Origin of the sequence: Extensimonas vulgaris (genome assembly GCF_003337425.1) — a bacterium.
GTDB classification, from domain to species: domain Bacteria; phylum Pseudomonadota; class Gammaproteobacteria; order Burkholderiales; family Burkholderiaceae_C; genus Extensimonas; species Extensimonas vulgaris.
Genome location: NZ_QPJU01000001.1, coordinates 162,847 through 177,375 on the forward strand (window position 1 = coordinate 162,847; position 14,529 = coordinate 177,375).

General features: G+C 63.9%; 14 protein-coding genes. 13 read left to right on the forward strand and 1 reads right to left on the reverse strand.

What is annotated here, in order from left to right; genetic code table 11:
• The first annotated feature begins 3 nt into the window (after positions 1-3).
• From DFR45_RS00725 to DFR45_RS00740, 4 genes are all read left to right on the forward strand, one after another.
• The gene (locus DFR45_RS00725; protein WP_114481794.1) at positions 4-726 is read left to right on the forward strand and encodes a MotA/TolQ/ExbB proton channel family protein; all 723 of its coding nucleotides are present in this window, start codon (positions 4-6) and stop codon (positions 724-726) included.
• A gap of 2 nt (positions 727-728) precedes the next feature.
• Positions 729-1,154, forward strand: a complete 426-nt coding sequence (locus DFR45_RS00730; RefSeq protein ID WP_114481795.1) for an ExbD/TolR family protein — start codon at positions 729-731, stop codon at positions 1,152-1,154.
• Between the two features lie 95 nt (positions 1,155-1,249).
• Entirely contained in the window at positions 1,250-1,948 is a 699-nt protein-coding gene (locus tag DFR45_RS00735; RefSeq protein ID WP_114481796.1) for a Bax inhibitor-1 family protein, read from the forward strand.
• Positions 1,949-2,042: 94 nt separating this feature from the next.
• Positions 2,043-2,414: a hypothetical protein gene (locus DFR45_RS00740; RefSeq protein ID WP_241659333.1), complete on the forward strand. Its 372-nt coding sequence runs from the start codon at positions 2,043-2,045 to the stop codon at positions 2,412-2,414.
• A 32-nt stretch (positions 2,415-2,446) separates the two neighbouring features.
• Here the strand turns inward: DFR45_RS00740 and rlmD are convergent, their stop codons facing one another.
• Positions 2,447-3,937 (reverse strand): 23S rRNA (uracil(1939)-C(5))-methyltransferase RlmD, encoded by a 1,491-nt coding sequence (gene rlmD / locus DFR45_RS00745; protein WP_114481797.1) that lies wholly within the window; start codon positions 3,935-3,937, stop codon positions 2,447-2,449.
• Positions 3,938-4,219: 282 nt separating this feature from the next.
• Between rlmD and grpE the strand changes: the two genes are divergently transcribed.
• From grpE to asd, 9 genes are all read left to right on the forward strand, one after another.
• Positions 4,220-4,774, forward strand: a complete 555-nt coding sequence (gene grpE, locus DFR45_RS00750; protein WP_114481798.1) for a nucleotide exchange factor GrpE — start codon at positions 4,220-4,222, stop codon at positions 4,772-4,774.
• Between the two features lie 112 nt (positions 4,775-4,886).
• Positions 4,887-6,818, forward strand: a complete 1,932-nt coding sequence (gene dnaK / locus DFR45_RS00755) for a molecular chaperone DnaK (RefSeq protein WP_114481799.1) — start codon at positions 4,887-4,889, stop codon at positions 6,816-6,818.
• A gap of 118 nt (positions 6,819-6,936) precedes the next feature.
• The gene (gene dnaJ, locus DFR45_RS00760) at positions 6,937-8,064 is read left to right on the forward strand and encodes a molecular chaperone DnaJ (protein ID WP_114481800.1); all 1,128 of its coding nucleotides are present in this window, start codon (positions 6,937-6,939) and stop codon (positions 8,062-8,064) included.
• A gap of 161 nt (positions 8,065-8,225) precedes the next feature.
• Positions 8,226-9,590 carry an MBL fold metallo-hydrolase RNA specificity domain-containing protein gene (locus tag DFR45_RS00765; protein WP_114481801.1) on the forward strand — a complete coding sequence of 455 codons (1,365 nt, stop codon included), beginning with the start codon at positions 8,226-8,228 and terminating at the stop codon, positions 9,588-9,590.
• Positions 9,591-9,696: 106 nt separating this feature from the next.
• Positions 9,697-11,118, forward strand: coding sequence for a 3-isopropylmalate dehydratase large subunit (gene leuC, locus DFR45_RS00770; RefSeq protein WP_114481802.1), 1,422 nt, complete (start codon positions 9,697-9,699; stop codon positions 11,116-11,118).
• Positions 11,119-11,128: 10 nt separating this feature from the next.
• Positions 11,129-11,257, forward strand: a complete 129-nt coding sequence (locus tag DFR45_RS00775; RefSeq protein ID WP_114481803.1) for an entericidin A/B family lipoprotein — start codon at positions 11,129-11,131, stop codon at positions 11,255-11,257.
• A 39-nt stretch (positions 11,258-11,296) separates the two neighbouring features.
• Positions 11,297-11,947 (forward strand): 3-isopropylmalate dehydratase small subunit, encoded by a 651-nt coding sequence (gene leuD, locus DFR45_RS00780; protein WP_114481804.1) that lies wholly within the window; start codon positions 11,297-11,299, stop codon positions 11,945-11,947.
• 69 nt (positions 11,948-12,016) lie between these two features.
• The gene (gene leuB / locus DFR45_RS00785; RefSeq protein WP_114481805.1) at positions 12,017-13,093 is read left to right on the forward strand and encodes a 3-isopropylmalate dehydrogenase; all 1,077 of its coding nucleotides are present in this window, start codon (positions 12,017-12,019) and stop codon (positions 13,091-13,093) included.
• Positions 13,094-13,360: 267 nt separating this feature from the next.
• Positions 13,361-14,497 carry an aspartate-semialdehyde dehydrogenase gene (asd, locus tag DFR45_RS00790; protein ID WP_114481806.1) on the forward strand — a complete coding sequence of 379 codons (1,137 nt, stop codon included), beginning with the start codon at positions 13,361-13,363 and terminating at the stop codon, positions 14,495-14,497.
• Positions 14,498-14,529 lie beyond the last annotated feature (32 nt).

Consider the following 14,529-nt stretch of genomic DNA (forward strand, 5'->3'; position numbering starts at 1 on the left):
TTCATGGAATCCCAATTCGGCATCTCCAACCTCTGGGCGCAGGGCGACTGGGTGACGCGCGGCGTCGCCGTGCTGCTGCTGCTCATGTCGCTGGCCTCGTGGATCGTCATCCTGCTCAAGGCCTGGGATGTGCTGCGGCTGCGCCGGCACGCGCGCGCGGCGCAGGATTTTTGGCGCAGCGAAGACTTCGGCGCGGGCCTCGCGCGCCTCGGTGACGATCCGGATAACCCCTTTCGCCAACTCGCCCAGGCCGCGCAGGAGGCCAGCGCGCACCACGCGCAAGCGAGCCTGCAAGACCAGCTCGACCGCAGCGAGTGGATCACGCGCAGCCTGCGCAACCACCTCGACGACTGCAGCGCGCGCCTGCAATCGGGCCTGGCCATCCTGGCCTCGGTGGGCTCGACGGCGCCCTTCGTGGGCCTGTTCGGCACCGTGTGGGGCATTTACCACGCGCTGCTGTCCATAGGCACCACGGGCCAGTCGACCATAGACAAGGTCGCGGGCCCCGTGGGCGAGGCGTTGATCATGACAGCGCTGGGCCTGGCCGTGGCGATTCCCGCCGTGCTCGGCTACAACGCCCTCGTGCGCGGCAACAAGGCCGTGCTGCACCAGCTGCGCCGCTTTGCGCACGACCTGCACAGCTACTTCGTCGCCGGTAGCCGCACCGCCACTGCCACCGGGGCCGAGGCCGCCGGCAAGGTGCTGCCCCTCAAGAAAGGTGCATAACCATGGCGCTCGGAATCCAGGACGCTGCCTTCGGCGACGACGACGAGGTCATGAACGAGATCAACATGACGCCGCTGGTTGACGTCATGCTGGTGCTGCTCATCATTTTCATCATCACCGTGCCCGTGATGAAGCACTCGGTCAACGTCGAGCTGCCGCGCGCAGCCAACCAGCCCGAAGTCGTGCAGCCGACTACCGTGCGCCTGAGCGTCGCCGCCGACGGCCGCTATTTTCTGAACGGCACGCCGGTGTCGGACGACGCGCTGCCCGCACTCTTGCAGGCCGAGGCCGCCCGGCAACCGCAACCCGACCTGCACATCAGCGGCGACCGCGCCGTGCGCTACGAGCGCGTGGCCCAGGCGATGGCGCTGGCGCAGCGCGCGGGGCTGCGCAAGATCGGCTTCGTGATCGAGCCACAAAACCCTTGACACAAATAGACAAAGGAACGTAGGGCCATTGACATGGCACAGCAAAGCCCTATCTACAATGCCTGCGTTCATCTGACCGACAAGGAGCCGACGCCATGAACCAACCACTCTCCACCGTGAACCCTGCACAGGTTTTTGACCTGTCCGCGCAGGAGCAGCGCCGCAAAGTGCTGCGCAACACCTACTGGCTGCTCGCGCTGAGCCTGCTGCCCACGGTGCTCGGCGCCTGGCTGGGCGTGGCCACGGGCATCACGCAAATGCTGCACGGCGGGCTGGGGCTGATCGTCTTCATGGCCGGCGCGTTCGGCTTCATGTTTGCGATCGAAAAAACCAAGCACTCGGCCGCCGGCATCGCCGTGCTGCTCGCCTTCACCTTCTTCATGGGCCTGATGCTTTCGGGCCTGATCGGCATGGTGCTGGGCTTCAGGAATGGCGTTTCGCTCATCACCACCGCATTCGCGGGCACGGCCGGCGTGTTCGTCGTCATGGCGACGCTCGCGAGCGTGATCAAGCGCGACCTCTCGGGCCTTGCGCAATGGCTGTTCGTGGGCGTGCTCGTGCTGCTCGTGGGCAGCGTGGTCAACCTGTTCGTGGGCTCCACGGCGGGCATGCTGGCGATCTCGGTCGCGGCGATAGGTCTCTTCAGCGTCTATATGCTGTACGACCTCAAGCAGATCATCGACGGCGGCGAGACCAACTACATCAGCGCCACGCTGGCCCTGTACCTGGACTTGTTCAACGTGTTCCAGAGCCTGCTCGCGCTGCTGGGCATCTTCGGTGGCGAGCGCGACTGAGCGGCTGCTTTTTCCGTCCCAGCAAAAGGCTCCGCAAGGGGCCTTTTTGTATTACAGGTTCAAGTCCCGCAGCCCTTTGTCGATAATCCAGGCAATGCCTCGCCCCGCCATCCATCTTTTCAAGCCACGCCTCCTGCTCGTCGCCGCGTTCGGGCTGCTGCTCGCCGGTTGCGACATTCCGGGCCTGGGACCCGATCCGCGCATCGCCCAGCGCGAGGCCGAGGCGCAGGCCATAGGCGCGGCCTGCCGGCATGCGCAGCGCAGCCTCGAAGACTGCTACACCCTCAACCCCAAGGCGCCCAAGGCCGCCATCTTCGCGGGCTGGAAGGACATGGACCAGTACATGCGCGACAACAAGATCGAGGGCATCCCGCCGCAGCTCAGCAAGAGCATTCCGCCAGCGAACGGCGAAGCGGGCGGCAACACCGAAGCACCTCCCGCGGCGGACGCGGCCAGCAAGTCTTAACCCACTTAGGCCAGGCACCTCAGCCCGGCGCTTCAGACCGGCGGCTCGGGTGCTTGGGTCGAATCGGGCAACTCGAACACCGCCACGCTCTCCACATGCGCCGTGTGCGGAAACATGTTGACCACGCCCGCCGCCGCGCAGCGATAGCCCGCCAGGTGCACCAGCAGGCCCGCGTCGCGCGCGAGCGTCGCGGGGTTGCAGCTCACATAGACGATGCGCCGCGGCGGCGTCCAGCCCGCGGCAGAGGCAGGCAGCGGCGCGGCGCCCGGCGCGCCCTGGCGGGCCTGCGCAATATCGGCCAGCGCCTTGGCGAGGGCAAAAGCCCCTTCGCGCGGCGGATCGACCAGCCACTTGTCGGCCACGCCGTCGGCCATGAGCTGCTCGGGCGTCATCTCGAACAGGTTGCGCGCTACGAAATTCGTATCTGCTAATGCTTGTCCCGTCTGCCTTAGTGCCTTATTTTTCTCATAGTTTTCACGCGCCCGTGCAACCAGTGTTGCGCTGCCCTCCACGCCCAGCACCGCACGCGCCTGCGTGGCCAGTGGTAGCGTGAAGTTGCCCAGACCGCAAAACCAGTCGATCACGCGCTCGTGCGGCCGCACGTCGAGCAGGCGCAGCGCGCGCACGACCAGCACGCGGTTGATGTGCGGGTTCACCTGCGTGAAGTCGGTCGGTCGAAAGGGCATGGTGATGCCGAACTCGGGCAGGTGGTACGCCAGCTCCTCGCCGCCTGGGTCGAGCAAGTGCACCGTGTCCGGCCCCTTGGGCTGCAGCCACCATTGCACGCGGTGCGCGCCGGCAAAGGCGCGCAGCCGCGCGAGGTCGGCAGGCGAGAGCGGCTGCAGGTGGCGCAGCACCAGCGCCGTCACGGTGTCGCCACAGGCGAGCTCGATCTGCGGGCAGCTGTCGCGCGCATCGAGCGCGGCCACCAGCGCGCGCAGCGGCAACAGCAGGGCACTCACGTGCGCGGGCAGCACGGGGCAGACCTGCATGTCCGCCACGTAGCGGCTCTTGCGCTCGTGAAAGCCGATCAGCACTGCGCCCTTTTTCGCCACGTAGCGCACGGACAGGCGTGCGCGGTAGCGGTAGCCCCAGGCCGGCCCTTCGATGGGGCGCAGCACCATGTCGGGCCGCACCTTGCCCAGATGCCAGAGGTTGTCTTCGAGCACACGCTGCTTGATCGCGACCTGCGCGCCCGGGTGCAAATGCTGCATCTTGCAGCCGCCGCAGGCACCCGCGTGCAGGCCGAAATGTGGGCAGCCGGGTTGCACGCGCTGCGACGAGGGCCGGTGGATGGCCGTGAGGCTGGCCTGCTCCCACTGGTTCTTTTTGCGGTAGGTCTGCGCGCTCACGAGTTCGAAGGGCAGCGCACCCTCGACGAACACCACCTTGCCATCGGGCCGGTGCGCAACGCCCTGCGCCTCCAGATCGAGCGACTCGATGGCTAGCAGCCTGTCGGACTGTGGAATCGTCGGCTGCGAATGCGCCGCAGCGGCCCATTTTTTACCGGCTTCTTGCCCCATAGTCCCGCTATGGGGCGGCGAATCCGGCAAAAACTGGCCTCGCTGGGGCGCATTCTCGCTTTCGACGCCCAAAGTCCGACAGGCTGCTAGCCAGCCTTCTGGCAAGGGATCGGGGACACCGGGAATGGCATTAGAAAGGATGGAAGGGGAAAATTTTGCAGGCACTTCACTCATGCGGCGATTGTCTCAGACGGGTTTCCCGCTGCGCCGTGAGAATCAGCTTGAAATCTGCCGACTTCGCCCCAATCTCACTGCATGTTGTTCCATCCATAAAAAATCGACATGTCCGACAACACGCCCAACACCCCCTCCTCCGATACCACCGCTGCTGCACCAGGGCAGGAAAACATGGCAACCCACGCTGCCGACGAGATCGCGCGCCTGCAGGCCGAACTGGCCGAGCTCAAGGCCAAGAGCGCAGAGCTCGCCGATCAATTCCTGCGTGCCAAAGCCGAGGCCGAAAACGCCCGCCGCCGCGCCGAGGAAGAAATCGCCAAAGCACGCAAATTCGGTATCGAGAGCTTTGCCGAGAGCCTGCTACCGGTGGCCGACAGCCTTGAAGCGGCGCTCGCCGTCAAAGAAGCAACCCCGCAGCAATTGCGCGAAGGCGTGGACGCCACCCTGCGCCAGCTCATGACGGCGCTGGAGCGCAACAAAGTGCTCGCCATCCATCCCGCCGTAGGCGAAAAGTTCGACCCGCACCGCCACCAGGCCATCAGCATGGTGCCCGCCGAGCAAGAGCCCAACACCATCGTCGCAGTGCTACAAAAAGGCTATCTGATAGCCGACCGCGTACTGCGTCCCGCGCTCGTCACCGTGGCTGCACCCAAGCAGTGAACCGGCACTCGGGCCTGAGCGGAAATAAATCTGTCCGCTCGCCTTGAAGCGCAAGCGCCGATCCACAAGTTACGTAGCAAGCATTCCTCAGCATCCAAAGGAGAATTACATCATGGGAAAAATCATCGGTATTGACCTCGGCACGACCAATAGCTGCGTGGCCGTGATGGAGGGCAACACCCCGCGCGTGATCGAAAACAGCGAAGGTGCACGCACCACGCCCTCGGTCGTGGCCTACCTCGAAAACGGCGAAATCCTGGTCGGCGCAGCCGCCAAGCGCCAAGCCGTGACCAACGCCAAAAACACGATTTACGCCGTCAAGCGTCTGATCGGCCGCAAATTCGAAGACAAAGAGGTGCAAAAGGACATCCACCTGATGCCCTACAAGATTGTCAAGGCCGACAACGGCGACGCTTGGGTCGAAGTGCGCGGGCAAAAACTGGCGCCGCAGCAAATCAGCGCCGAAGTGCTGCGCAAGATGAAGAAAACCGCCGAAGATTACCTCGGTGAAACCGTGACCGAGGCCGTCATCACCGTGCCGGCCTACTTCAACGACGCACAGCGCCAGGCCACCAAAGACGCGGGCCGCATCGCCGGGCTCGAAGTCAAGCGCATCATCAACGAGCCCACGGCGGCAGCACTCGCTTTCGGCCTCGACAAGGCCGGTAAGGGCGACCGCAAGATCGCCGTCTATGACCTGGGCGGCGGTACCTTCGACATCTCGATCATCGAGATCGCCGACGTCGAAGGCGAAAAGCAGTTCGAAGTGCTCTCGACCAACGGCGACACCTTCCTCGGTGGCGAAGACTTCGACCAGCGCATCATCGACTACATCATCACCGAGTTCAAGAAAGAACAAGGTGTTGACTTGAGCAAGGACGTGCTGGCGCTGCAACGCCTCAAAGAAGCCGCCGAAAAAGCCAAGATCGAGCTCTCGAACTCGACCCAGACCGACATCAACCTGCCCTACATCACGGCCGATGCGTCGGGGCCCAAACACCTCAACATCAAGCTCACGCGCGCCAAGCTCGAGAGCTTGGTCGAGGATTTGATCGCACGCACGATCGAGCCCTGCCGCATCGCAATCAAGGACGCCGGCGTGTCGGTGTCCGACATCAACGACGTGATCCTCGTCGGCGGCATGACGCGCATGCCCAAGGTGCAGGAGAAGGTCAAGGAATTCTTCGGCAAGGAGCCGCGCAAGGACGTCAACCCTGATGAAGCCGTGGCCATTGGCGCGGCCATCCAAGGCCAGGTGCTCTCGGGTGAGCGCAAGGACGTGCTGCTGCTCGACGTGACGCCGTTGTCCTTGGGTATCGAAACCTTGGGTGGCGTCATGACCAAGATGATCCCCAAGAACACGACCATTCCGACCAAGTTCACGCAAACTTTCTCGACCGCCGAAGACAACCAACCTGCGGTGACCATCAAGGTGTACCAGGGCGAGCGCGAAATCGCCTCGGCCAACAAACTGCTGGGTGAATTCAACCTCGAGGGCATCGCACCCGCGCCGCGCGGCCTGCCGCAGATCGAGGTGACCTTCGACATCGACGCCAACGGCATCCTGCACGTGAGCGCCAAGGACAAGAGCACCGGGAAAGAAAACAAGATCACCATCAAGGCCAACTCGGGGCTGTCGGAAGAAGAGATCCAGCGCATGGTCAAGGACGCCGAGCTCAACGCTGCCGAGGACAAGCGCAAGGTCGAGTTGGTGCAGGCGCGCAACGAGGCCGATGCCGCGATCCACAGCGTCAACAAGAGTCTGGCCGAGCATGGCGACAAGCTCGACGCCGCCGAGAAAGACAAGATCACGGCAGCGATCAAAGAGCTCGAAGACGCGATCAAGGGCGATGACAAAGACGCCATCACGACCAAGACCGCAGCGCTGATGAGCGCGAGCCAGAAGCTTGGTGAGAAGCTATACGCCGATGCTCAGGCTGCAGGCGCCCAAGCGGGGGCCGGCAGCTCGGCCGGTGCATCATCTTCGGCCAATGCCGACGATGACGTGGTCGATGCCGAGGTCAAAGAAGTCAAAAAAGACTGAAGGCACGCAGTAGGCTTTGCTGGCCCTCTTTCCACGTTCCAAGTGACGATTCACCGCCGCGCCGAGCCCTCGCAAGAGGCGGGCGCGGCGTTTCCATGTTCCACCCTGGCTCCGAAACATGTCCAAGCGAGACTATTACGAAGTCTTGGGCGTTCCCAAGAACGCCTCCGACGATGAGATCAAAAAGGCTTACCGCAAACTGGCGATGAAGTACCACCCTGACCGCAACCAGGGAGATGCCGACAAACACGCCGAAGAAAAATTCAAAGAGGTCAAGGAAGCTTACGAGATGCTTTCCGACCCGCAAAAACGCGCGGCCTACGACCAATGGGGGCACGCGGGCGTCGACCCCAACATGCGCGGACACGGTGGGGGTGATGGTTTTGGCGGCTTTGCCGAAGCCTTTGGTGACATTTTTGGTGACATTTTTGGGCAAGGCCGCCGCACGGGTGGGCGCCAGGTCTATCGTGGCAGTGATCTGAGCTACGCGCTCGAAATCACGCTCGAAGAAGCCGCCCGCGGCAAGGATGCACAAATCCGCATCCCGTCCTGGGAAAGCTGCGACACCTGCCACGGCAGCGGCGCCAAGCCAGGCACCAGCGCCAAGACCTGCAACACCTGCGGCGGCAGCGGGACGGTGCAGATGCGCCAGGGTTTTTTCAGCGTGCAACAGACCTGCCCACACTGCCGTGGTTCGGGCAAGATCATCCCCGAGCCCTGCCCAAGCTGCCATGGCCAAGGCCGCGTGAAGAAGCAAAAGACGCTCGAAGTCAAAATCCCTGCGGGTATAGACGACGGCATGCGCATCCGCAGCACGGGCAATGGCGAGCCCGGCGTCAACGGCGGCCCGCCGGGTGACCTCTACATCGAAATCCGCGTCAAAAAGCACGAAATCTTCGAACGCGACGGCGATGACTTGCACTGCCAAGTGCCCGTGAGCTTCATCACCGCGGCGCTGGGCGGTGAAATCGAGGTGCCCACGCTCGACGGCAAGGCCGTGATCGACATTCCCGAAGGCACGCAGGCAGGCAAGCAGTTCCGTCTACGCGGCAAGGGCATCAAGGGCATACGTTCGAGCCACCCGGGTGACTTGTATTGCCACATCACCGTCGAAACGCCCGTGCGCCTCACCGAGCACCAGCGCAAACTGCTGCGTGAGCTCGATGAGTCGCTCAAAAAAGGGGGGCACCGGCACTCGCCGAGCGCCCAAAGCTGGACGGAGCGGCTGAAAAACTGGTTCAGTTGAGCGGGCACGACTTACGCAAAACGGGATCAGGCAAGGCGCTCGCCCCTGAAAAAACTTTATTCCATCCTTGTTTGCGTAAGTCCAGGCGGAGATTCGGCGCCCGTTGTGGCGAGTACCGGTTTGCGCGCTCGTTACCATCGGGGTCGAAAGGACTCATCCCCATGACGGTCAACATCAGCTTTCTCGGTGGTGCGAGCACGGTCACCGGCTCCAAATTCCTCGTGCGCTACAAAGAGCGCAAACTGCTCGTGGATTGCGGGCTGTTCCAAGGCTATAAGCAGCTGCGCCTGCGCAACTGGCAGCCCTTGCCCGTCGCACCCACCGAAATCGACGCCGTCGTGCTGACCCACGCGCACCTGGACCACAGCGGCTACCTGCCGCTGCTCGCGCGCGACGGCTACCGCGGCGCCGTGCACACCACGTCGGGGACGCGCGACCTCTGTGCCATCTTGCTGCCCGACAGTGGCCATTTGCAGGAAGAAGACGCCGCGTTTCTCAACCGCCACCACCTCAGCGAACACACACCGGCGCTGCCGCTTTACACGCGGCTGGACGCACAGCATTGCCTGCCGCAACTTCGCGCCCACGCTTTCCACCAATCGTTCGAGCCGATTCCCGGCTGGCGCGTGCGCTTCACACCCGCTGGTCACATCCTGGGTGCGGCCAGCGTGCTGCTCGAAGTCGGTGGACGGCGCATTTTGTTTTCGGGCGACCTGGGACGCCCCGACGACCTCATCATGAACCCGCCCGAGGCGCCGCCGCAGGCGGACACCGTGCTCGTCGAATCGACCTACGGAGACCGGGAACACCCACCCACCGACGTCCTGCAAGAGCTCGGCCCGGCGCTGCAGCGGCTTGCGGCACGCGGCGGCGTGGCCGTGGTTCCGGTATTTGCCGTGGGCCGGGCGCAAACCCTGCTGCATGCGATCCACTTGCTCAAGGCGCAAAAGGTGATTCCAGCCTCGCTGCCGGTCTTCCTCGACAGCCCCATGGCCGTGAGCACCACGGGACTGTTCGAGCGGCATTTGGGCGAGCATCGCCTGAACTTGCGCCAGTCGCAGGCGCTCTCGCGCGAGGCCACCATGGTGCAGACCACCGACGAATCCAAGGCGCTCGCACGCCGCCACGGCCCCATGGTGATTCTGTCGGCCAGCGGCATGGCCACGGGTGGGCGCGTGCTGCACCACCTGGCGCTGTATGCGGGCGAGCGGCACAACATGATCATCATCACGGGCCACCAGGCGCCTGGCACGCGCGGCGCGCGCATCGCCAACGGTGAAAAGCGCATCCGCATCTTCGCCCAGGAAGTGGACATCCGCGCCGAAGTGGTGACGCTCAATTCAGCCTCCGCACACTCGGACGCCAACCAGACGCTCGCCTGGCTGCGCAGCATGGGGCGTGCGCCCCAGCAAGTCTACGTAGTGCATGGTGAGCCGGGCGCAGCCGACGCGCTGCGCGAGCGCATCGCTCATGAACTGCACTGGCGCGTCGCCGTGCCCGAGCACAACAGCACCTGCCCGGCGTAAGGGATGTGCGGCTGCCCCTGCGGGCAGCGCAGGCCTTGCCACCCGTTCTGGCCCTACGCCCTAAAATCGCTTTTTCCCCACACCAAGACCTTCTCGAGAACCATCCATGGGACGCACCCTCTACGACAAAATCTGGGACGAGCACGTCATAGACACCGAGGAAGACGGCACTGCCCTGCTCTACATCGACCGGCACCTGGTGCACGAGGTCACCAGCCCGCAGGCTTTCGAAGGGCTGCGCCAGGCCGGACGCAAGGTCTGGCGCATCAGCTCGGTCGTCGCCACGGCCGACCACAACACCCCGACCACGGGCTGGGAGCTGGGCTACGACGGCATTGCCGACCCGATCAGCAAGGAGCAGATCACCACGCTGGACGCCAACATCGCCGAGTTCGGCGCGGCGGCGTTCTTTCCCTTCATGTCCAAGGGCCAGGGCATCGTGCACGTGATGGGCCCCGAGCAAGGCGCTACGCTGCCCGGCATGACCGTGGTCTGCGGCGACAGCCACACGAGCACGCACGGCGCGTTTGGCGCGCTGGCGCACGGCATAGGCACTTCAGAGGTCGAGCATGTGCTCGCCACGCAGACGCTGCTGGCCAAGAAGGCCAAGAATATGCTCGTCAGGGTCGAAGGGCCGCTTGCGCGCGGCGTCGGCGCCAAGGACATCGTGCTCGCCATCATCGGCAAGATCGGCACCGCCGGCGGCACGGGCTACACGATAGAGTTCGCCGGCTCGGCCATCCGCGCGCTCAGCATGGAAGGGCGCATGACCGTGTGCAACATGGCGATTGAGGCCGGCGCGCGCGCCGGGCTCGTGGCCGTCGATGACAAAACCATCGAGTACGTCAAAGGCCGCCCGCTCGCGCCCACGGGCGCCGAATGGGAGCAGGCCGTGGCCTACTGGCGCACGTTGCATTCCGACCCCGACGCACAGTTCGACCGCGTGGTCGAACTCGACGCGGGCAGCATCGTGCCGCAGGTCACCTGGGGCACGAGCCCCGAGATGGTGCTCGGCATCGATGCGCGCGTGCCCGATCCCGACAAAGAAAAAGACCCGAACAAGCGCAACGCGATCGAGCGCGCGCTGACCTACATGGGCCTCACGCCCGGCAAGCCGATCACCGACATCCACATCGACAAGGTCTTCATCGGCTCGTGCACCAACAGCCGCATCGAAGACCTACGCGCTGCCGCCGCAGTGGTCAAGAAACTGGGGCAGAAAGTCGCGAAAAACGTCAAGCTCGCGATGGTCGTGCCGGGCTCGGGCCTGGTCAAAGAGCAGGCCGAACGCGAAGGCCTGCACGAAATCTTCCGCGCCGCCGGCTTCGAGTGGCGCGAACCCGGCTGCTCCATGTGCCTGGCCATGAATGCCGACCGGCTCGAGCCCGGCGAGCGTTGCGCGAGCACCAGCAACCGCAATTTCGAAGGCCGCCAGGGCGCGGGCGGGCGCACACACCTCGTGAGTCCGGCGATGGCCGCGGCGGCCGCGATCCACGGCCATTTCGTCGATGTGCGCCAATTTGCCTGAGGAGGGCCCCATGAGCAAAACATCTGCCCTCCTCGCCGTATTTTTGACAGGGCTCGTGCTGAGCGGTTGCAACACCGTGCAAGGCATGGGCCAGGACATCCAAAAAGCCGGCAACGCCATCGAGCGCGCCGCCAAGTAACGGCTCCATGTAACGGCTCCAAGCCCCAGAGACATCGCCATGCAGAAATTCACTGTGCACAAGGGCCTCGTCGCCCCGCTCGACCGCGAAAACGTCGATACCGACGCCATCATCCCCAAGCAGTTCCTCAAGTCGATCAAGAAAACGGGCTTCGGCCCCAACCTGTTCGACGAGTGGCGCTACCTCGACCACGGCGAGCCCGGCATGGATCCGGCCAGCCGCAAGCCCAACCCCGACTTCGTGCTCAACCAGCCGCGCTATCAGGGCGCGTCCATCCTGCTCGCGCGCAAAAATTTCGGCTGTGGCTCGAGCCGCGAGCACGCACCCTGGGCGCTCGAGCAATACGGCTTTCGCGCGCTGATCGCGCCAAGCTTTGCCGACATTTTCTTCAACAACTGCTTCAAGAACGGTCTGCTGCCTATCGTTCTGCCTGAAAACGTCGTCGACCAGCTCTTCGACGAAGTGGCAGCTTTCCCCGGCTACGAGCTCACGATCGACCTGCCACGCCAAGTCGTCGTGCGCCCGCAGGGCGAGGAAATCCCGTTCGAGGTCAACGCCTTTCGCAAATACTGCCTGCTCAATGGCCTCGACGACATCGGTCTCACGCTGCGCCATGCAGACAAAATCCGCGAATACGAAGCTCGCCGCCTGGCCACCAAGCCCTGGCTCGCGCACACGCTGCTCGCCTGAATTAGTAGTAAAAATGACCTCTAGCCCATATAAATCAAGCGCTAGCAGCTATCAATAAAGAACTATTTCATGAAAATCGCGATCCTCCCCGGGGACGGCATAGGCCCCGAAATCATGGCCGAAGCCGTCAAAGTCCTGCAGGCGCTGGACCTGCGCTTCGAGATGGAAACGGCCCCCGTCGGCGGCGCCGCTTACGAAGCCTCGGGCCACCCGCTGCCCGAGGCCACGCTGCGGCTCGCACAGCAAGCCGACGCGATCCTGTTTGGCGCCGTGGGCGACTGGAAGTACGACAAGCTCGAACGCCATTTGCGCCCCGAACAGGCCATCCTGGGCTTGCGCAAGCACCTCGGGTTGTTCGCCAACTTCCGACCTGCGATCTGCTACGAGCAGCTCGTGGGCGCATCCAGCCTCAAGCCCGAACTCGTCGCCGGCCTGGACATCCTCATCATCCGCGAGCTCACGGGCGACATCTATTTCGGCCAACCGCGCGGGCGCCGCAGCGCACCGGACGGCGCCTTCGCGGGCGCCGAGGAAGCCTTCGACACCATGCGCTACACGCGCCCCGAGATCGAGCGCATCGCCCGCGTGGCCTTCGAGGCTGCACGCAAACGCGGCAAAAAAGTCACGAGCGTCGATAAAGCCAACGTGCTCGAAACCTTCCAGTTCTGGAAGGACGTGGTCACCGAAGTGCACCAGGACTACCCCGACGTCACGCTCGAGCACATGTACGTGGACAACGCCGCGATGCAGCTCGTCAAAGCCCCAAAAAACTTCGACGTGCTCGTCACAGGCAACATGTTCGGCGACATCCTGAGCGATGAGGCCTCCATGCTCACCGGCTCGATCGGCATGCTGCCCTCGGCCTCGCTCAACGACAAAGGCCAGGGCTTATACGAGCCCAGCCACGGCAGCGCACCCGACATCGCAGGCAAAGGCATTGCGAACCCGCTCGCCACCATCCTGAGCGCGGCCATGATGCTGCGCTTTTCACTAGCGCAGCCGGCCGCCGCCGAACGCATCGAGGCCGCCGTCAAACAGGTGCTGGCCCAGGGCCTGCGCACCGCCGACATCTGGAGCGAAGGCACGACGCGCGTGGGCACGCGCGAGATGGGCGACGCGGTGATCAAGGCATTGCAAGGCGTTTGATTTTGCTCGGCTTGATCGCGATCTGCCTGATCGCGGTCGGTTTGGCTGACTGCTAAAATCCAGACCACGATGAACGCCTCGATCCCCTTCGATGCCAACACCTGCGCAAATTCCTCGCTGCGGGTGGCTTTTTTCATCGCTTCATCCCCTCTCTCTCCCACTACCACGACCAAAAAAGGCTGAACCCAGCCGGTTTCGTCGTGCGCCGCCTTTCCGGAGCCTGACGATCCGGAAGGGCCAGCAAATGCATCGTTTGAAAGGCGCAAAATGAAACTCGGTAACCTTGTGGGCCTCGTCGGCTGGCGCGGCATGGTCGGCTCAGTCCTGATGGATCGCATGCAGGCCGAAGGCGATTTCGACCTGATCGAGCCCGTTTTCTTCTCGACCTCCAACGCTGGCGGCGTGGCCCCTGCGATGGCCAAGAACGAAAAAACACTGCAGGATGCGTACGACATCGCTGCGCTGAAAAAATGCGACGCCATCATCACCTGTCAGGGCGGTGACTACACGACCGAGGTCTTTCCCAAATTGCGCGCCGCGGGCTGGAAGGGCCACTGGATCGATGCGGCGAGCACGCTGCGCATGAAGGACGACGCCGTGATCGTCCTCGACCCGGTGAATCTGCCCGTGATCCAGAACGCGCTCGCCAAGGGCGGCAACAACTGGGTCGGCGGCAACTGCACTGTCAGCTGCATGCTCATGGGTGTGGGGGCGCTCTACAAGGCCGGTTTGGTCGAATGGATGAGCACGCAAACCTACCAGGCCGCGAGCGGTGGCGGCGCACAGCATATGCGCGAGCTGCTGACGCAATATGGCACGCTGTACGCCGAGGTGCGAGACTTGCTCGCCGACTCCAAGAGCGCGATCCTCGAGATCGACCGCAAGGTCATCGCCAAGCAGCGCAGCCTGGGCGCCGATGAAACCGCGCATTTCGGCGTGCCGCTCGCAGGCAGCTTGATCCCCTGGATCGACAAGGACTTGGGCAACGGCATGAGCCGCGAGGAGTGGAAAGGCATGGCCGAGACCAACAAAATCCTGGGCCAGGGCGAGGGCTTTGGCTCGCCGGCCGTGCCCGTCGATGGCTTTTGCGTGCGCATCGGTGCGATGCGCTGCCACAGCCAGGCGCTGACCTTCAAGCTGAAAAAAGACGTGCCCGTGGCCGACATCGAGGCCATGATCGCCGCCGACAACGCCTGGGTCAAAGTCGTCCCCAATAACAAAGAGGCCACGCTCAAAGACCTCACGCCCGTGGCCGTGACCGGCACCCTCACCATCCCCGTGGGCCGCATCCGCAAGCTCACGATGGGCCCCGAATACCTGGGTGCGTTCACGATCGGCGACCAGCTGCTCTGGGGCGCGGCCGAGCCGCTGCGACGCATGCTGCGCATCCTGCTGCAGGCTTGAGCGCCGCGCTGTCCGTGCGCATGAGCGTTGCG